We start from the raw sequence: 16,928 nt of genomic DNA on the forward strand, positions 1-16,928 counted from the left end.
GGCGCTCGGCTATCCCTGACGACTGCGGCGCCGGTTTCGGCCGGCTGCCGGGTCCCGTTTTGAAATCCACAAGTTTTGTGCTATAGTCTTTTCCTCAGTAATCGAACCAGTGGTCTCCCCTCCACGCGGAGGTTTTTTTATGGTTGCGAACCCTTCGCCACATGCGAAGGGGGGCGGCATCCCTCCTAGAACTGATCCGAGACCAGAGTTCGGTCGGCTGATCATCGAATAACGAACTCCGACGGGTTGTGGCTTGCCACAAGCCCGGTGGACGTGCGTTCTCTCCATGGATGGGCGACGCATCAGGCGCCGCCCCCGGCTTCTGGCCGCAACTGCGCAGGAGTAGCATAGGCGTATGGCAACAACGATGAAGAAAACCGCGCAGAGACAGGGTTTCAAGACCGGTGAGTTTATCGTCTATCCCGCCCATGGCGTTGGACAGATCACCGCGATCGAGGAACAGAATGTCGCGGGATATGCGCTTGAGCTTCTGGTGATCAATTTCGAACAGGACAAGATGACGCTGCGCGTCCCGGTCGCGAAGATCGCTTCCGTGGGCATGCGCAAGCTTGCCGATGCTCCCGCCGTGAAGAAGGCGCTCGAGACCGTTCGCGGTCGCCCGCGCGTCAAGCGCACCATGTGGAGCCGCCGCGCCCAGGAATACGAGGCGAAGATCAATTCGGGCGACCTGATCGCCATCGCCGAGGTGGTCCGCGACCTGTACCGGTCCGAGAGCCAGCCCGAGCAGTCCTATTCCGAGCGTCAGCTCTACGAGGCCGCCCTCGACCGCATGTCGCGTGAGATCGCTGCCGTGAACAAGTGCTCGGACACCGAGGCGATCCGCCAGATCGAACAGAACCTCGCCAAGTCGGCCAGCCGCAAGGCCGCCGCCGCTGCGACCGAGGACGAGGACGGGGAACAGACCGAAGCCGCCTGATGGCGACAACGGAACCGTCCGACACTTCGACGCCCGGCGCCACCCGCGCCGGGCGTTTTCTTTTGGTGCCTGCAAGATGCGGCGCGCCATCGCAACCTGAGACCCGTCAATCAGGTAAACTTATCGCGATCTCGAGGAACTTCTATTGGTCCTGATCGCATACAGGAGTCATGCTTGGTCCAAGAAACGCTGTCACCGATCTCACCGAGGCGGGCGCGTGCATTCCATGCGCCGGCGAGTTGAACCGAAACCGTGGTGACTGCGTATCATATGTCGATAGCAGACCAGTGGCACCCGAGTGGCAGCTGCATCGCCGCCCGGGGCCGGGCTTCCATCAGGGGAGCCGGGACGCGGAGGGACACACCGTGAGTTATCTTTCGGGCAACCGGCGTCAGATTGTCAGGGCCGCGATGAACGCGCCCTATCTCAGCCGTGAAGAAGAGCAGCAGCTCGCCATCGCCTGGCGCGACCAGGGCGACCAGGCTGCACTCGACCGTCTCAGCCTGGCGCATATGCGCCTCGTCATTGCGGTCGCGGCGAAGTACCGCAACTTCGGACTGTCGATGAGCGACCTCATCCAGGAAGGCCATATCGGTCTGCTGGAAGCGGCCTCCCGGTTCGAGCCTGAGCGCGAGGTGCGCTTCTCCACCTATGCCACCTGGTGGATCCGCGCCTCGATCCAGGACTACATCCTGCGCAACTGGTCCATCGTTCGCGGCGGCACCTCGTCCACGCAGAAAGCCCTCTTCTTCAACCTGCGCCGCCTTCGGGCGAAACTCTCCAGCGGCACCACGCGCATCAGCGAGGACGAACTGGTCGAGAAGATCGCCGAGACGATGGGCGTGAAGGTGCGGGACGTGGCGACGATGAGCGCCCGGCTGTCGGGACCCGATACCTCGCTCAATGCCCCCGTGCTCGAATCCGACGGATCGGGCGCGGACCGGCAGGACTTCCTTGTCAGCGAAGATCCGCTGCCGGAGGAAACGGTCGGCGGCGTCATCGACACCGAGCGGCGCACCCGATGGCTGGAAACCGCGCTCGGGGTGCTCAGCGAACGCGAGCTGCGCATCGTCCGCGAGCGCCGGCTGAGCGAGGAAGGCGAGACGCTGGAAGCGCTTGGGCAGAAGCTCGGCATCTCCAAGGAGCGCGTGCGCCAGATCGAGAGCCGCGCCCTCGACAAGCTGCGCGACGCACTGCTGAAGGTGCAGCCGGACAAGCTCGCCTATTGCGGCTGACGCCCGCGCATCGACTGCACAACGCTGTCAAAAAACGACTTCCGTCGCCGCATCTCCCGTCAGGGAAAGCGGCGGCGGTTGCCCTTGTCCCTTACGTGCAGTAGGAGGAACGACTGACAAGCTCGTTCTTCAGGCATCCGCACAGGGACTTCACATGACCGCACCTCGCGCGCTCATCACCGGCGTGACTGGCCAGGACGGCGCCTATCTTGCCCGCATCCTGCTCGACAAGGGGTACGAGGTTCACGGACTGAAGCGCCGCTCCTCCTCGTTCAACACCGGGCGGATCGATCCGCTGATCCAGGACCGGCACGAGGACGGCAACCGCTTCTTCCTTCATTACGGCGACCTCACCGACAGCTCCTCGCTGATCCGTCTCGTGTCGGAGATCCAGCCGACCGAGATCTATAATCTCGCGGCCCAGAGCCATGTGATGGTCAGCTTCGAGACCCCGGAATACACGGCGAACGCCGATGCGACCGGCGTGTTGCGCCTGCTGGAGGCCCTCCGCATCCTCGGCATGGAAAAGTCCTGCCGCTTCTATCAGGCGTCCACCTCGGAGCTTTACGGCAAGGTCCGCGAGACGCCGCAGAGCGAAACGACGCCGTTCTATCCGCGCTCTCCCTATGCGGTCGCCAAGCTTTACGGCTACTGGATCACGGTGAACTACCGCGAAGCCTACGGCATCCACGCCAGCAACGGCATCCTGTTCAATCACGAGAGCCCGCTGCGCGGCGAGACCTTCGTCACCCGCAAGATCACCCGCGCGGTCGCGGCCATCGAGCTCGGCCTGCAGAAGCAGCTCTATCTCGGCAATCTCGACGCCCGCCGCGACTGGGGTCATGCCCGCGACTACGCCGAAGGCATGTGGCGTATCCTCCAGCAGCCGGAGCCGGACGACTACGTGCTGGCGACCGGCGAGACCCACACGGTTCGCGAATTCGTCGAGCGCGCCTTCGCGCGCGTCGGCCGCGAGATCGTCTGGTCCGGCAAGGACGAGGAAGAGACGGGCCGCGACCGGGCGAGCGGCGAGACGCTGGTTGCCATCGACCCCGCCTATTTCCGCCCGACCGAGGTCGACCTCCTGCTCGGCGATCCGACCAAGGCACGCGAGCGGCTGGGATGGAGCCACACGACCGGCTTTGCCGAGCTTGTCGACGAGATGGTGGATGCGGATCTCGAGCTGCTGCGCGTGGAGCGCCATGCCCGCCGCGCCTATGGCCGCGAGGACTAGGCGATGACTGCAGACAGTACCGCCGGTACGCCGCGCCGCATCTTCGTCGCCGGCCATCGCGGCATGGTCGGCTCGGCAATCTGCCGCCGCCTTGCGCAGGAAGAGGCAGAGATCATCACCCGCACCCGTGCGGAGCTGGACCTCACCGACCAGCGTGCGGTCGCCGCCTTCTTCGCCAGCGAACGGCCCGATGCCGTGATCCTGGCGGCCGCACGGGTCGGCGGCATTCTCGCCAACGACCGGCAACCCGTCGACTTCCTGCAGGACAACCTGCAGATCCAGACCAACGTGATCGCCGCCGCCGCCGACCATGGCGTCCGCCGCCTCGTTTTTCTCGGCTCGTCCTGCATCTATCCGAAATTTGCCGAACAGCCGATCCGCGAGGATGCGCTGATGACGGGCCCGCTGGAGCCGACCAACCAGTGGTACGCGATCGCCAAGATTGCCGGCGTCTACCTTTGCCAGGCGTATCGCCGCCAGCACGGGCTGTCCTACGTCTCGGCGATGCCGACCAACCTCTATGGTCCCAACGACAATTTCGATCTCGCCACCAGCCACGTCTTGCCGGCCCTGATCCGCAAGTTCGTCGAGGCGCGAGAGACCGGCGCCAAGACGGTCGAGATCTGGGGCAGCGGCACGCCGCTGCGCGAGTTCATGCATGTCGACGACCTCGCCGATGCGATCGTGTTCCTGCTCGATGCCTATGACGGCGACGAGCCGATCAACGTGGGCTCCGGCCAGGAAGTCTCGATCCGCGATCTTGCGACGCTGATCGCTCGCGAAGCCGGTTTCGCCGGCGAGCTGCGCTTCGACGCAACCAAGCCGGACGGCACGCCGCGCAAGCTGATGGATTCCGGGCGCCTGCACGCGCTCGGCTGGCGCCCCCGCGTGGCGCTGGAGGACGGCATCCGGCAGACGATCCGCTGGTACTTGGACAACCGCGCCGCTCTCGGCGCCGACGGCAGAACGGGCAGCACCCAATGAAAATCGAGAAACTCCACCTCGGCTGCGGCGTGAAGCACATTCCCGGCTTCTACCACGTCGATGCGCTCGACTATCCGCATGTCGACCGCATCGGACCGGTCGAGGACCTGTCCTTCATTCCGGACGGCACCGTCGAGCTGATCTATGCCTGCCATGTGCTGGAGCATTTCGGCCGCAAGGAGTACCGCGACGTCCTCGCCGAGTGGTGCCGCGTGCTGGCGCCGGGCGGCGTCCTGCGGATCGCCGTGCCGGACTTCCGGGCGGCCGCCGAGCTTTATCTCGACACGTCGAACGACATCGCGCTGCCGCAGGTGCTTGGCCTGCTGGTCGGCGGCCAGCGCGACCAGTACGACTATCACAAGATGGTCTTCGACGAGGAAACCCTGTCGGCGACGCTGATCGATGTCGGCTTTTCGTCCACGCGCCGGTGGGACTGGCGCACGACCGAGCACAGCGGCCTCGACGATTATTCGCAGGCCTATCTGCCGCACATGGCCAAGGACACCGGCCGCCTCGTCAGCCTGAACCTTGAAGGCGTGAAGTAAGCCTCTCAGCCTCCGGACGCAAAGCCGGAGGCGAAGATGGTCGGCGCGGCGACGAAGCGCTCGCTTTCCGGATCGAGCACCCGCAATTCGCCCGATCCGATGTCGAACCAGGCGCCGTGCAGGGCAAGGCGCCCCCGCTCTTCCAGGATCTGCACGCAAGGGAAGCTGCGCAGGTTCACCAGCGACTGGCGAATACCGGCATATTCCATCGCCAGCTGCGGATCCTCGTCGCGCTCCAGCTTCAGGCACTGAAACTGTGCCGCCGGCTCGAGCAGCGTCATCCACTTGCCGATGAAATCGCCCGGCGACAGCGGCACCGCATCCTGGTTCAGGAACGCCTTGACGCCGCCGCACTGGCCGTGGCCGAGCACGACGATATGCCGGACCTTCAGGGCCTGGACGGCGAATTCGAGCGCAGCACTGGTCGAATGATAATCGTTGTCGGGCGCATAGGGCGGAACCAGATTGGCAACGTTGCGCACCACGAAGAGCTCGCCCGGTCCGGCTGCGAACACGCCCTCCGGCGTCACCCGGCTGTCGCAGCACGAAATCACCATCACCTCGGGCTGCTGCCCATAGAGCGCCAGGCGCTCGTAATCGGTGCGATGCGGCCTGTGCGAATGCTCGCGGTAGCTGCGATATCCCGCGAGCAACTCCCGAGGAAAGGAGGGAAAGGACGCGGGCTTGCCGTCCTCCGTCCCGTGCTGCTCGTCTGCCATGATCTGGTCCCTCTTCTTGGCGGCGCCGGAAACATGGCTTCCGGGAGCATCAGCCTTGTTAAGCCCTTGTCGCCGCGCGGGCAACCTGCTCGTGAGCGCCGCAACCACCCAAGGTCGTGCTTGCGCAGCTTCCCTCCAGCCTGTCTTATTGCACCGCGAAAAGCGACGCGGGAGGATGCGGCATGACCAAGAGCAAGACCAGCCCAGGCAATTATTTCGAGGATTTCCGCATCGGCCAGGTCCTGCGCCATGCCACCCCGCGCACGGTGACCCGGGGCGACATCTCCCTTTACAACGCCCTCTACGGCTCCCGCTTCGCGGTGCAATCTTCCGACGATTTCGCCCAGCGCATCCGCTACCCCGAGGCGCCGGTCGACGACCTCCTGGTGTTTCACATCGTCTTCGGGAAGACGGTCCCGGACATCTCGCTCAACGCCGTCGCCAATCTCGGCTATGCCGGCGGCCGTTTCCTTGCCCCCGTCTATCCCGGCGACACGCTCTCGGCTGTCTCCGAGGTGATCGGCCTCAAGGAGAACTCGAACGGGCGCACCGGCGTCGTCTATGTCCGCTCCACCGGCTACAATCAGGACGGCACCGAAGTGCTGGACTATGTCCGCTGGGTGATGGTCAACAAGCGCGACCCCGCCAGCCCGGCGCCGGAGGCGGTGGTGCCGGAACTACCCGAGGCGATCACGCCGGACGCCCTCGGCGATGCCTGCCCGCTGATCGACGCCGAGGCCTGGGACGACGACCTTGCCGGCTCCCCGCATCGCTTCGACGATTACGAGGTCGGCGAGCGCATCGACCATGTCGACGGCATGACCGTCGAGGAGGCCGAGCACCAGATCGCCACCCGCCTCTACCAGAATACCGCCCGCGTCCATTTCAACCAGTTCACGGAAGGCCAGGGCCGCTTCGGTCGGCGGCTGGTCTATGGCGGCCATGTGATCTCCCTCGCCCGTGCGCTGTCCTTCAACGGACTGGGCAACGCCTTCCACATCGCCGGCCTCAATGCCGGGCGCCATGTCGCGCCGCTGTTTGCCGGAAACACCGTCTTCGCCTGGTCGCAGGTCGTCGAGAAGGCCGAGATTTCCGGCCGCCACGATGTCGGCGCCCTGCGCTTGCGGATGATCGCGACGAAAGACCGCCCCTGCCACGATTTCCCGTTCACGGGTCCGGACGGCGCCTACGATCCGAGCGTCATTCTCGACTTCGACATGTGGGTGCTGATGCCGCGCTGAGACGTCAGCTGCGGCGCGCCAGCGGGTGGTGGCCTTCGACCAATGCCGCCAGCCGCTCGTCGAGCACATGGGTGTAGATTTGCGTCGTCGAAATATCCGCGTGCCCCAGCAACTGCTGCACGACGCGCAGGTCCGCTCCGTTCTGCAGCAGGTGCGAGGCGAAGGCGTGCCGCAGCACATGCGGCGAGAGCGCTGAGGGGTCGAGCCCTGCCGACACCGCAAGCTCCTTGAGATCGCGCGCAAAGGCCTGACGGGTGAAATGCCCGCTCTCTCCATGCGAGGGAAACAGCCAGCGGCTCGTGGGAAACACGCCCTCCGCCCGCCGGCACGCCACATAGGCGCGCATCGCCTCGCGCGCCGCCAGGCCGAGCGGCACCAGCCTCTCCTTGTTGCCCTTGCCGGTCACCGCGATCAGCCGCTCGTCGCGCAGCGCGGCCGAAAGCGGCAGAGACACGAGCTCGGATACACGCAGGCCCGTGGCATAGAGCACTTCCAGCAAGGCGTACAGGCGCAGCGCCCTCAGCCGCGCAGCCGGGGACAGGCCTTCGACCTCGCTCGCCGCACGTGCGGCGCCTAGCAACCGGTCGACCTCCTCCTCGCCGAGCACCTTGGGCAGGGCCGCTCGCCGCTTGGGAGTGGAGATGGTGCGTGTCGGATCGTCTGCCCGCAGCCCGTCGGCGAACAGGTGCCGGTAGAACTGGCGCAGGGCAGACAGCCGCCGGGCTTGCGAACTGGCCGCATAGCCGCGCCGGGTGAGGTCGGAGAGATAGGCGGCGACATCCTCCCGCGAGGCGGTTGCCGCAGACGCCTTGCGCGCGTGTAGGAACCCGGCGAAATCGTCGAGATCCCGGCGGTAGCTTTCCAGCGTGTTGGCAGCGGCCCCGCGCTCGGCCGACAGCATCTCCAGGAAGCTCTCGATCAGCAGGGCGTCCCTTGCCATCCCGTCCTCCTGCCCCGGCCTAACGGCCGAAGCCGTCCATCTGCAGCCGCACCGTGATCTCGTGCGGCTCCGGCTCGACGAACGTGCCAAGGGCGAAGACTGTCCCGGCCGCCACACCGGCCAGCACGAGAAGGACGAACAGCAGTCGGAAGATCGTGGGCATTGGCGTTGTATCGGACTGTGGAACGGCCAGCGGATGCCTTCCTTATCGGCCAGTCCCCACCCGCGATGCAAGTGCCCGATGGGTCCCGGCACCGCAAGCGGACTTGACTAGGCGGGCAGGACAAGGGCAAAGCGATGGGTCACAAGGGGAGAGCGCCATCACATGTCCGTCCTGCCGAATCTCGTCGAGGAAGAGCGTGCCGCCCGCCTCGTGACCGGACTTGGCACGCGCTCCATCGTGCTGGTCGGGATCATGGGCTGCGGCAAGTCGAGCGTCGGCCGCCGTCTGGCCCAGACGCTCTCGCTGCCTTTCGTCGACGCGGACACGGAGATCGAGGCGGCTGCGAACCTGACGATCCCGGAGATCTTCGCCCAGCATGGCGAGGCCTATTTCCGTGCCGGCGAGCAGCGGGTCATCGCTCGCCTTCTGAAGAACGGGCCGCAGATCCTGGCGACCGGCGGCGGCGCCTACATGAACGCCGAGACCCGTGCGGCAGTGCGCGAGATGGGCCTCTCGATCTGGTTGAAGGCCGACTTCTCGCTCGTGATGAACCGGGTGCGCCGCAAGCCGAACCGGCCGCTGCTCAACGACCCGGATCCCGAAGGGGTGATGCGCCGGCTTTTGGCGGAGCGCGAACCGGTCTATGCGGAAGCGGAACTCACCATCCAGTCGCGCGACGTGCCGCATGAGGCCGTGGTCGCCGACATCGTTGCCGCGCTCGAAGCGCATTTCGGTTTCGCTCCGGCCTTGAGCGAACAGGCTGAAGGAGCATCACGCCCATGACACCGCAGACCGTGACGGCCGAGACCGAGACTGGGGCCCCGTTGCGCGTTCCGGTCGCTCTTGGCGAGCGCTCCTACGACATCCTGATCGGCCGCGGGCTGGTGGAGGAAGCCGGTACGCGCATCGCGGAACGGCTGCCGCGCTCCCGGGTCGCCATCGTCAGCGACGAGACCGTCGCCACCCATCATCTGGAGCGCCTGCAGGCCTCGCTCGAGGCCGCCGAGATCGGCTTTGCCACCATCCTGCTGCCGCCCGGGGAAGCGAGCAAGCGTTTCAGCGTCTACGAGACAGTCTGCGACCGGGTGCTGGAAGCCCGGCTGGAGCGCAATGACGCCATCGTCGCGCTCGGCGGCGGCGTGGTCGGCGATCTCGCCGGCTTCGTCGCGGCCAGCGTCCGGCGCGGCATGCCCTTCGTCCAGATGCCGACGACGCTGCTCTCCCAGGTGGATTCCTCCGTCGGCGGCAAGACCGGCATCAACGTGCGCCACGGCAAGAACCTGATCGGCGCCTTCCACCAGCCCGCGCTCGTGCTGGCCGACACCGCAACGCTCGACACGCTGCCGCTGCGCGAATTCCGCGCCGGCTATGCCGAGACCGTCAAGTACGGCCTGCTCGGCGATGCGAGCTTCTTCGCCTGGCTGGAGGACAACCACGCCGCCGTCTTCGCCGGCGGGGCGGAGCGCGAGGAAGCCATCGCCATCTCCTGCCGCGCCAAGGCGGCCATCGTCGCCGAAGACGAGTTCGAGACGGGCACCAGAGCGCTGCTCAATCTCGGACACACCTTCGGTCACGCGCTGGAAGCGATCGTTGCCTATGACGGCACGCGCCTCGTCCATGGCGAGGGCGTTGCCATCGGCATGCGCCTCGCCTTCGACTTTTCCGTGCGTCTCGGCCTCTGCCCGCCGCAAGACCGGGATCGCGTCGCCGCGCATCTTGCCAGCGTCGGTCTGCCCACCCATATCAGCGATATCCCGGGACAGATGCCGCCGGCCGAGAGCTTCCTCGACATCATGGCGCAGGACAAGAAGGTGAGCCGCGGGGCTCTGACCTTCATTCTGGTGCGCGGCATCGGCGAAGCCTTCATCGAGCGCGGTGTCGATCCCGCCGCGCTGCGTGATTTCCTGACGGATGAACTGGCCGGCCGGTCCTGATCGCGCGCGGCCTTCACCGCCGCGAACCCGGCGCCAACACGAGCGAGACGACAACAGATGAGTGACGCAAGCCTCTGGCTTTCCATCCTCGCGATCATTGTCCTGCTGGTCATGTCCGGTTTCTTCTCCGGCTCCGAGACCGCGCTGACCGCGGCCTCACGTGCCCGCATGCTGCAGCTGGAGAAAAACGGCGACCGGCGCGCGACCGTCGTCAGCCGCCTGATCATGGTCCGCGAACGGCTGATCGGCGCGCTCCTGCTCGGCAACAACCTGGTCAACATTCTCGCCTCGGCGCTCGCCACCAACGTGCTGCTGAGCCTGTTCGGCGATGCCGGCGTCGTCTACGCCACCCTGGTGATGACCGCCCTCGTGCTGATCTTCTCCGAGGTGCTGCCGAAAACCTGGGCGATCTCCAATCCGGACAGCTTCGCCATCGCCGTCTCGCCGGTGGTCCGCGTCGTCGTGATCGTCTTCGGGCCGGTCGTCAGCGCCGTCGAAATGATCGTGCGTGCCCTGCTGCGCCTGTTCGGTGTCGACGTGTCGGAAAACCGCAACGTGCTCTCGGCCCATGAAGAGCTGCGCGGCACCGTCGACCTGCAGCATCTGGAAGGCGGCCTGGTGAAGGCCGAGCGCGACCGTATCGGCGGTCTTCTCGATCTCGCCGACCTGGAAGTGTCGGACGTGATGGTCCACCGCACCAAGATGAACACGCTGAACGCGGACGAACCGGTCGACAACCTGATCCAGGAAGCCCTGGCCAGCCCCCACACGCGCCTGCCGCTGTGGCGCGGGCAGACCGACAATTACATCGGCGTCCTGCACGCCAAGGACCTGCTGCGCGCCCTCGCGGCGGCCGGCGGCGACACCTCCAGCATCGAGATCGAGCAGATCGTCTCTCCGCCGTGGTTCGTGCCGGACACCACGAGCCTGCAGGACCAGCTCAACGCCTTCCTGAAGCGCAAGGCGCATTTCGCCCTCGTCATCGACGAGTATGGCGAGGTGATGGGCCTGGTGACGCTGGAAGACATCCTGGAGGAGATCGTCGGCGAGATCTCGGACGAGCACGACGTGGAGCTTGCCGGCGTGCGTCCGCAGCCGGACGGCTCGATCATTGTCGACGGCGGCGTGCCGATCCGCGACCTCAACCGTGCCGTCGACTGGCGACTGCCGGACGACGAGGCGACCACGATCGCGGGACTGGTGATCCACGAGGCCCGCATGATCCCCGAGGAACGGCAGGCCTTCACCTTCCACGGCTACCGCTTCACCGTGCTGAAGCGCGAGAAGAACCGCGTGACGCGCCTGAAGATCACGCCGCTGTCCAAGGCCGTGGCCGGCTCGGTCAAGGCCGTGTTCGCCGGCCAAGCGGCCGCGACAGCCCAGGCACCGACCCCCACCGTCCAGCCGGGCTGATCGGCCCGGCCCGGCGAAGGGTCTGGTTCAGGCGAGAGACGCCGGTCCGCCACCGCGCGGGTCGCGCTCGTCGGGCGTGCGGACTTCAATCGCCAGCGCATGAAGGCCGGCGTCGAAAGCCGGCTTCAGGCAGTCGTTGACGGCCCGGTGTCGCGCGACGCGACTCTGGCCGGCAAGCGCCTGTGCCACCATGCGAATACGAAAATGGGTCTCGCCGCCCTCGCGCCAGCCGCCATGTCCGCGGTGGCGCTCGGATTCGTCGATCACCTCGAGGCTCTGCGGGGCGAAGGCCTCGCGCAGACGCTGTTCGATCAGGTCCCGGATGCTCATGCCCTCCATGTGACAGACTTTTCGGCGCCGTCAAGACCTTGCCGAAGGTGCCCCCCTCCCCCTATTTATGCGGATCGCCGTGGCAAGAGCCGCGCATTCCCGCCCCGCAGATCACGGAAACTGGACCAGGACCGGTGGCTTCGGACATCTTCGACCGCATTCGCATCAGCCCGAAGCGCAGCCGCGCTGCGGAGGAGGAGTTCGTGTGCGAGCGGACCTGCGACTGGGAAGGCTGCGACGAGCCCGGCACCCACAGGGCGCCGAAGGGGCGCCATGCCGATGGCGAGTACCACCATTTCTGCCTCGCCCATGTGCGGGACTACAACAAGTCCTACAACTATTTCGCCGGCATGGACGACGATGAGACGCGCGCCTACCAGCGCGACGCCCTGACCGGCCATCGCCCGACCTGGAAGATGGGCGTCAATGCCAAGGCGGCCGGCGAAGGTGCCCACGCCTGGTCGGATGTCGACCCGCGCCAGGCGGCCAAGGCCCGCGCGGAGGCCCGCAAGCGCCCCGGGCGCGGCGGCCGCACGGAAGGAAGCGGCGCCCGCGCGCCCAAGCTGAAGCAGCTGGAGGCACGCGCCTTCGACACGCTCGGCCTGCCGCATCATGCCCGCGACGCCGAGATCAAGGCCCGCTACAAGGAACTCGTGAAGCGGCTGCACCCAGATGCCAATGGCGGCGACAGATCGCTTGAAGACCGGCTACGCGAGATCATCAACGCCTATTCGCTGCTGAAAAAGGCCGGCTTCTGCTGAAGCCACCGGACTGCCTTGTCCTTAAGCAGGCTTGCCAGTTGGTCCGGATAGGCTATGAAATCGTAGACCTCCCGGTTTTGAGGATCGCGCCCGGCCCCGCCGGCCTGCGGTTTCCCGTCGCAGGGAGATCCCTTTCCCGGCGCAATTCGCGCCAGCGCCGCCAGCGACGAGGCGTTTTCACTTGGCCGAACGGGGCTCTGGCAATAGGGTCTGGTTCGAATTTCGCGCCGTGGCGGCATCACGGTGCAGTGCGACATCGCGGATCCCGCCGGCGGCGGGCCAGCGGAGGAAAGATGACTGACAAGACCATGCCCGTCGAAAACCTGCCGGATACCACCGTGTCCGTGCGCGAGACCTTCGGCATCGACAGCGACCTGACGGTTCCCGCCTACAAGGAGCCGACCTCGCATACGCCCGATCTCGATCCCGATTATCTCTTCGACCGGCAGACCACCCTGGCGATCCTCGCCGGCTTCGCCCACAACCGCCGCGTCATGGTCACGGGCTATCACGGCACCGGCAAGTCGACCCATATCGAGCAGGTGGCCGCACGGCTGAACTGGCCCTGCGTGCGCGTCAACCTCGACAGCCACATCTCGCGTATCGATCTGGTCGGCAAGGACGCCATCGTCCTCAAGGACGGCCGCCAGGTCACCGAGTTCCGGGACGGCATCCTGCCCTGGGCGCTGCAGAACAACATCGCGCTGGTCTTCGACGAGTACGATGCCGGCCGCCCGGACGTGATGTTCGTCATCCAGCGTGTGCTTGAGGTCTCCGGCCGCCTGACCCTGCTCGACCAGAACCGGGTGATTCGCCCGCATCCGGCCTTCCGCCTGTTTGCCACCACCAACACGGTCGGCCTTGGCGACACGTCCGGCCTCTATCACGGCACGCAGCAGATCAACCAGGGCCAGATGGACCGCTGGTCGATCGTCACCACGCTGAACTACCTGCCGCACGACAACGAGGTCGAGATCGTCCTGGCCAAATCGAAGCACTACCAGAACGAGGAGGGTCGCAAGACCGTCTCGCGCATGGTCCGCCTCGCCGACATGACCCGGAACGCCTTCATCAACGGCGACCTGTCGACGGTGATGAGCCCGCGTACGGTGATCACCTGGGCCGAGAACACCGACATCTTCAAGGACCTCGGCTTCGCCTTCCGCGTCACCTTCCTCAACAAGTGCGACGAGATGGAGCGCACGCTGGTGGCCGAGTTCTACCAGCGCTGCTTCGGCGAAGAGCTGCCCGAGTCCGCTGCCAACGTGGTGATGAGCTGACCGGCACTCCCATGCGCAATCCGCCTTCCGAGAAGAGCAAGCCCTCGAGCGAACCGCTGAAGCGGGCGATCGGCGACACGATGCGCGCCATCGCCGCCGATGCCGAGCTCGAGGTGCTGTTCTCCTCCGACAAGCCGTCGCTGTCGGGCCACACGGCCCGCCTGCCGGAGCCCTCGCGTCGCCTCACCGCCGACGAGATCGCCGTCACGCGCGGCCTCGGCGACGCCATGGCGCTCAAGCTCGCCTGCCATGACCCCGGCCTGCACCGCAAGCTGGTCCCGCAGGGCGAGACGGCCCGCGCCATCTTCGACGCGGTCGAGCAGGCGCGCTGCGAGGCGGTCGGCGCCAACCGCATGCCCGGCGTTTCCGACAATCTCTCCGCCATGCTGGAAGAGCGCAGCCGCAAGGCCGCCTATGCGGACGTCGCCAGCCGCGAGGATGCACCTCTGGAAGAGGCGATCGCCTACATGGTGCGCGAGCGCCTGACCGGCCGGCCGGCGCCCAGGAGCGCGGAGCCGATGATCGCCCAGTGGCGCGGCTGGATCGAGGATAAGGCGGGCGACGCGCTCGACCTGCTCGCCGACCGGATCGAGGACCAGCAGGATTTCGCCAAGCGTCTGCGCAAGGTGCTGACCTCTCTCGAGATGGACGAGGACATCGGCCAGGAGAGCGAGAACGAGGACGGCGAGAACGAGGACGCCGAAGGCCGCAACGAGCGCGGCGAGACCTCCGCCGATGGCGAGGAGGAAAGCGGCGAGGACGAGGGTGCGCCGCAGGAGATGGAACTCTCCGGCGAGGAGACCGAGGCGGGCGAAACCGAAGGTCTCGATGGCGACCTGCAGGAGCTCACCCAGGACGACCAGGCGGATCAGGCCGAGGAGCCGGGCGAAAGCCGGCGCCGCGAGCTGCCGTTTTCCAACCTGCCGCTGACCTCGGACTACAAGTTCTTCACCAGCCGCTTCGACGAGACGGTTCCGGCCGAGGAGCTGTGCGACACCGCCGAGCTCGACCGCCTGCGCAGCCATCTCGACAAGCAGCTGGTCAACCTGCAGGGCGCCGTCGCCCGGCTGGCCAATCGGTTGCAGCGCAAGCTGCTGGCCCAGCAGAACCGCTCCTGGTCGTTCGACCTGGAGGAAGGCATGCTGGACACGGCCCGCCTCACCCGTGTCGTCACCGACCCGATGCAGCCGCTCGCCTTCAAGCAGGAGAGCGACACCAATTTCCGCGATACGGTCGTCACGCTGCTGCTGGACAATTCCGGCTCCATGCGCGGCCGGCCGATCACCGTTGCCGCGACCTGCGCCGACATCCTTGCCCGTACGCTGGAGCGCTGCGGCGTGAAGGTCGAGATCCTCGGCTTCACCACCCGCGCCTGGAAGGGCGGGCAGTCGCGCGAGGCGTGGCTTGCCGCCGGCAAGCCGGCCCAGCCGGGCCGCCTCAACGACCTGCGCCACATCATCTACAAGTCCGCCGATGCGCCCTGGCGCCGTGCCCGCCGCAATCTCGGGCTGATGATGCGCGAGGGCCTGCTGAAGGAAAACATCGACGGCGAGGCGCTGGACTGGGCGCACAAGCGCCTGCTCGGCCGTCCCGAGGCGCGCAAGATCCTGATGATGATCTCCGACGGCGCCCCGGTCGACGACTGCACGCTGTCGGTGAATCCCGGCAACTATCTCGAGCGGCACCTTCGCTACATCATCGAGGAAATCGAGACCCGCTCGCCGGTGGAGCTCATCGCCATCGGCATCGGCCACGACGTCACGCGCTACTACCGCCGTGCCGTTACGATCGTCGATGCGGAGGAACTGGCCGGCGCCATGACCGACCAGCTCGCCGATCTCTTCGACGAGCAGACGCAGGCGACGTCGCGCGGTGGCCGCGGACGGCGTCGCGCGGCCCGCTGACACCATGATCCGCCTGCCGGCGATCCGGCTTTCCGCACAGCGCGGCCTCGCGCTGGCGGCTTCCCTGTTCGCCGCCTTGCTGGTGGTCGAACCGGCCCCGGCTCGCGCCGTCATCGACGTCCCCTTTCAGGACGTGACGGTCCGCAGCAAGCGGATCGAGGCCTTTCGCATCGGCCGCGCCGACGAGCCGCGCTTCGGCGAACTCACCTTTCTCGGTGGACTGGAGCTGCTGTCCGGCAATCGTCACATGGGCGGCCTTTCGGGACTGGTGCTGAGCCCCGACGGCAGCCGGATGACCGCCATCGCCGACAACGGCCTGTGGTTCACGGCAACCATCGACGCGGAGCCCGACGGGCGGCCGCTCGCGGTTCGCGACGCCCAGCTCAGCGCCATCGTCGGTCCTGACGGCCGGCCGCTGATGGATCGCGGCCGCGGCGATGCGGAGGCCCTGACGCTGCGCCGCAATCCGGATGGTACCGGCGAGCTCTACATGGCGACCGAGCGCTACCACGCGATCTACGCCTTCCCCTACCCGCTCGCCGACCTGCGTACGCCCGGACGCGAGCTCGACCTGCCTCCCGCCCTGCGTCAGCTGCGCCACAACAAGGGCATGGAGGCCATCGCCTTCGCCAATTCCGGCCCGCTTTCCGGCACGCTGGTCGTGGTCTCGGAGCGCGGACAGACCTTCAACTCGAACCTGCCGGGCTTCCTGCTCGGCGGACCGACGCCGGGTACCTTCACGGTTCTGCGACAGGACTCCTACGACGCGACCGACGCGACCTTCCTCGACAATGGCGACATGGTGCTGCTGGAGCGGCGGTTCACCCTGCGCCATGGCGTCGGCATGCGGGTTCGCCTGCTGCCGGCAGCGGAGCTGAAACCCGGCGCCATGGTGGTCGGCCGCGTGCTGCTGGAGGCGGGCTTTTCCGAGCAGATCGACAACATGGAAGGCGTCGCCATCCACCGGAACGACGCCGGAGAGACCATCCTCACCATCATCTCCGACGACAACCGCTCGATCCTGCAGCGCACGCTGCTGCTGCGCTTCCGCATCGACGGCTGACCCCGCCGCGACGCGCATCCGCAAGGCCATGTTGACAATGGCCGCGCATGACGGCATCTAGACGCCGTCGAGGTTCGGACACTTCCCGTCCGGATCCGCGAGGGATCCCATGCCGAAGCCGTGCGCCCTTTCCAACGCCCCGTTGACCGCGACGAAAGCCGCGAACGGTGTCGCGTGCGCCGGCACGACCACGACGACGACCCGCAAAACGACCGCCTGACGGCCCTCTCGACCCGCGCTCCCCC

At 66.7% G+C, this 16,928-nt stretch carries 17 protein-coding genes; 13 read left to right on the forward strand and 4 right to left on the reverse strand.

Annotated features, from left to right (window positions below; translation table 11 throughout):
* Positions 1-355: 355 nt before the first annotated feature.
* The 5 genes from H7H34_RS20885 (at position 356) to H7H34_RS20905 (ending at position 4,935) form a co-directional block, all read left to right on the forward strand.
* Positions 356-937: a CarD family transcriptional regulator gene (locus tag H7H34_RS20885; protein ID WP_067224457.1), complete on the forward strand. Its 582-nt coding sequence runs from the start codon at positions 356-358 to the stop codon at positions 935-937.
* A gap of 365 nt (positions 938-1,302) precedes the next feature.
* On the forward strand, positions 1,303-2,172 hold the full coding sequence (locus tag H7H34_RS20890) for an RNA polymerase factor sigma-32 (protein ID WP_371811440.1): 870 nt from the start codon (positions 1,303-1,305) through the stop codon (positions 2,170-2,172).
* Between the two features lie 154 nt (positions 2,173-2,326).
* On the forward strand, positions 2,327-3,406 hold the full coding sequence (gmd, locus tag H7H34_RS20895; protein WP_120269961.1) for a GDP-mannose 4,6-dehydratase: 1,080 nt from the start codon (positions 2,327-2,329) through the stop codon (positions 3,404-3,406).
* 3 nt (positions 3,407-3,409) lie between these two features.
* Positions 3,410-4,390, forward strand: coding sequence for a GDP-L-fucose synthase (gene fcl, locus H7H34_RS20900; protein WP_185926321.1), 981 nt, complete (start codon positions 3,410-3,412; stop codon positions 4,388-4,390).
* Positions 4,387-4,935 carry a class I SAM-dependent methyltransferase gene (locus H7H34_RS20905; RefSeq protein ID WP_120269959.1) on the forward strand — a complete coding sequence of 183 codons (549 nt, stop codon included), beginning with the start codon at positions 4,387-4,389 and terminating at the stop codon, positions 4,933-4,935. Before fcl ends, H7H34_RS20905 begins: the two co-directional genes overlap by 4 nt.
* 5 nt (positions 4,936-4,940) lie before the next feature.
* Here the strand turns inward: H7H34_RS20905 and H7H34_RS20910 are convergent, their stop codons facing one another.
* Positions 4,941-5,654, reverse strand: coding sequence for a carbonic anhydrase (locus tag H7H34_RS20910; RefSeq protein ID WP_120269958.1), 714 nt, complete (start codon positions 5,652-5,654; stop codon positions 4,941-4,943).
* 182 nt (positions 5,655-5,836) lie between these two features.
* Here H7H34_RS20910 and H7H34_RS20915 point away from each other — a divergent pair, with 182 nt between their 5' ends.
* Entirely contained in the window at positions 5,837-6,895 is a 1,059-nt protein-coding gene (locus H7H34_RS20915; protein WP_185926322.1) for a MaoC family dehydratase, read from the forward strand.
* Between the two features lie 4 nt (positions 6,896-6,899).
* Here H7H34_RS20915 and xerD read toward each other — a convergent pair whose 3' ends face one another.
* Both xerD and H7H34_RS20925 read right to left on the reverse strand, forming a co-directional pair.
* Positions 6,900-7,835 carry a site-specific tyrosine recombinase XerD gene (gene xerD, locus H7H34_RS20920; RefSeq protein WP_185926323.1) on the reverse strand — a complete coding sequence of 312 codons (936 nt, stop codon included), beginning with the start codon at positions 7,833-7,835 and terminating at the stop codon, positions 6,900-6,902.
* A 19-nt stretch (positions 7,836-7,854) separates the two neighbouring features.
* Positions 7,855-7,998 carry a hypothetical protein gene (locus tag H7H34_RS20925; RefSeq protein ID WP_185926324.1) on the reverse strand — a complete coding sequence of 48 codons (144 nt, stop codon included), beginning with the start codon at positions 7,996-7,998 and terminating at the stop codon, positions 7,855-7,857.
* A 162-nt stretch (positions 7,999-8,160) separates the two neighbouring features.
* Between H7H34_RS20925 and H7H34_RS20930 the strand changes: the two genes are divergently transcribed.
* Genes H7H34_RS20930 through H7H34_RS20940 form a run of 3 tightly spaced genes read left to right on the forward strand, consistent with a single transcriptional unit; the run spans position 8,161 to position 11,345 of the window.
* On the forward strand, positions 8,161-8,781 hold the full coding sequence (locus H7H34_RS20930) for a shikimate kinase (RefSeq protein ID WP_185926325.1): 621 nt from the start codon (positions 8,161-8,163) through the stop codon (positions 8,779-8,781).
* Positions 8,778-9,932, forward strand: coding sequence for a 3-dehydroquinate synthase (aroB, locus tag H7H34_RS20935; RefSeq protein WP_185926326.1), 1,155 nt, complete (start codon positions 8,778-8,780; stop codon positions 9,930-9,932). Before H7H34_RS20930 ends, aroB begins: the two co-directional genes overlap by 4 nt.
* Positions 9,933-9,989: 57 nt before the next feature.
* Positions 9,990-11,345 carry an HlyC/CorC family transporter gene (locus H7H34_RS20940; RefSeq protein ID WP_120269953.1) on the forward strand — a complete coding sequence of 452 codons (1,356 nt, stop codon included), beginning with the start codon at positions 9,990-9,992 and terminating at the stop codon, positions 11,343-11,345.
* A gap of 27 nt (positions 11,346-11,372) precedes the next feature.
* Here the strand turns inward: H7H34_RS20940 and H7H34_RS20945 are convergent, their stop codons facing one another.
* The gene (locus H7H34_RS20945) at positions 11,373-11,675 is read right to left on the reverse strand and encodes a BolA family protein (RefSeq protein ID WP_120270211.1); all 303 of its coding nucleotides are present in this window, start codon (positions 11,673-11,675) and stop codon (positions 11,373-11,375) included.
* Between the two features lie 134 nt (positions 11,676-11,809).
* On the opposite strand from H7H34_RS20945, the gene H7H34_RS20950 reads away from it, so the two are divergent.
* The 4 genes from H7H34_RS20950 (at position 11,810) to H7H34_RS20965 (ending at position 16,683) form a co-directional block, all read left to right on the forward strand.
* The gene (locus H7H34_RS20950) at positions 11,810-12,436 is read left to right on the forward strand and encodes a J domain-containing protein (RefSeq protein ID WP_185926327.1); all 627 of its coding nucleotides are present in this window, start codon (positions 11,810-11,812) and stop codon (positions 12,434-12,436) included.
* 293 nt (positions 12,437-12,729) lie between these two features.
* Positions 12,730-13,716, forward strand: a complete 987-nt coding sequence (gene cobS, locus H7H34_RS20955; RefSeq protein ID WP_120269952.1) for a cobaltochelatase subunit CobS — start codon at positions 12,730-12,732, stop codon at positions 13,714-13,716.
* 11 nt (positions 13,717-13,727) lie between these two features.
* Complete coding sequence (cobT, locus tag H7H34_RS20960; protein WP_185926328.1) at positions 13,728-15,620, forward strand: cobaltochelatase subunit CobT; 1,893 nt, start codon at positions 13,728-13,730, stop codon at positions 15,618-15,620.
* Positions 15,589-16,683: an esterase-like activity of phytase family protein gene (locus H7H34_RS20965; RefSeq protein ID WP_185926329.1), complete on the forward strand. Its 1,095-nt coding sequence runs from the start codon at positions 15,589-15,591 to the stop codon at positions 16,681-16,683. Before cobT ends, H7H34_RS20965 begins: the two co-directional genes overlap by 32 nt.
* Positions 16,684-16,928: the final 245 nt, after the last annotated feature.

Origin of the sequence: Stappia sp. 28M-7, from assembly GCF_014252955.1 — a bacterium.
GTDB lineage: Bacteria > Pseudomonadota > Alphaproteobacteria > Rhizobiales > Stappiaceae > Stappia.

What these genes read in the sequence shown, in the direction of transcription:
- H7H34_RS20910 (WP_120269958.1), bottom strand. Translation starts at nt 5,654, where the DNA reads ATGGCAGACGAGCAGCACGGGACGGAGGACGGCAAGCCCGCGTCCTTT.
- H7H34_RS20885 (WP_067224457.1), top strand. Translation starts at nt 356, where the DNA reads ATGGCAACAACGATGAAGAAAACCGCGCAGAGACAGGGTTTCAAGACC.
- cobT (WP_185926328.1), top strand. Translation starts at nt 13,728, where the DNA reads ATGCGCAATCCGCCTTCCGAGAAGAGCAAGCCCTCGAGCGAACCGCTG.
- H7H34_RS20945 (WP_120270211.1), bottom strand. Translation starts at nt 11,675, where the DNA reads ATGAGCATCCGGGACCTGATCGAACAGCGTCTGCGCGAGGCCTTCGCC.
- fcl (WP_185926321.1), top strand. Translation starts at nt 3,410, where the DNA reads ATGACTGCAGACAGTACCGCCGGTACGCCGCGCCGCATCTTCGTCGCC.
- gmd (WP_120269961.1), top strand. Translation starts at nt 2,327, where the DNA reads ATGACCGCACCTCGCGCGCTCATCACCGGCGTGACTGGCCAGGACGGC.
- H7H34_RS20925 (WP_185926324.1), bottom strand. Translation starts at nt 7,998, where the DNA reads ATGCCCACGATCTTCCGACTGCTGTTCGTCCTTCTCGTGCTGGCCGGT.
- H7H34_RS20940 (WP_120269953.1), top strand. Translation starts at nt 9,990, where the DNA reads ATGAGTGACGCAAGCCTCTGGCTTTCCATCCTCGCGATCATTGTCCTG.
- H7H34_RS20915 (WP_185926322.1), top strand. Translation starts at nt 5,837, where the DNA reads ATGACCAAGAGCAAGACCAGCCCAGGCAATTATTTCGAGGATTTCCGC.
- H7H34_RS20905 (WP_120269959.1), top strand. Translation starts at nt 4,387, where the DNA reads ATGAAAATCGAGAAACTCCACCTCGGCTGCGGCGTGAAGCACATTCCC.
- H7H34_RS20930 (WP_185926325.1), top strand. Translation starts at nt 8,161, where the DNA reads ATGTCCGTCCTGCCGAATCTCGTCGAGGAAGAGCGTGCCGCCCGCCTC.
- cobS (WP_120269952.1), top strand. Translation starts at nt 12,730, where the DNA reads ATGACTGACAAGACCATGCCCGTCGAAAACCTGCCGGATACCACCGTG.
- xerD (WP_185926323.1), bottom strand. Translation starts at nt 7,835, where the DNA reads ATGGCAAGGGACGCCCTGCTGATCGAGAGCTTCCTGGAGATGCTGTCG.
- aroB (WP_185926326.1), top strand. Translation starts at nt 8,778, where the DNA reads ATGACACCGCAGACCGTGACGGCCGAGACCGAGACTGGGGCCCCGTTG.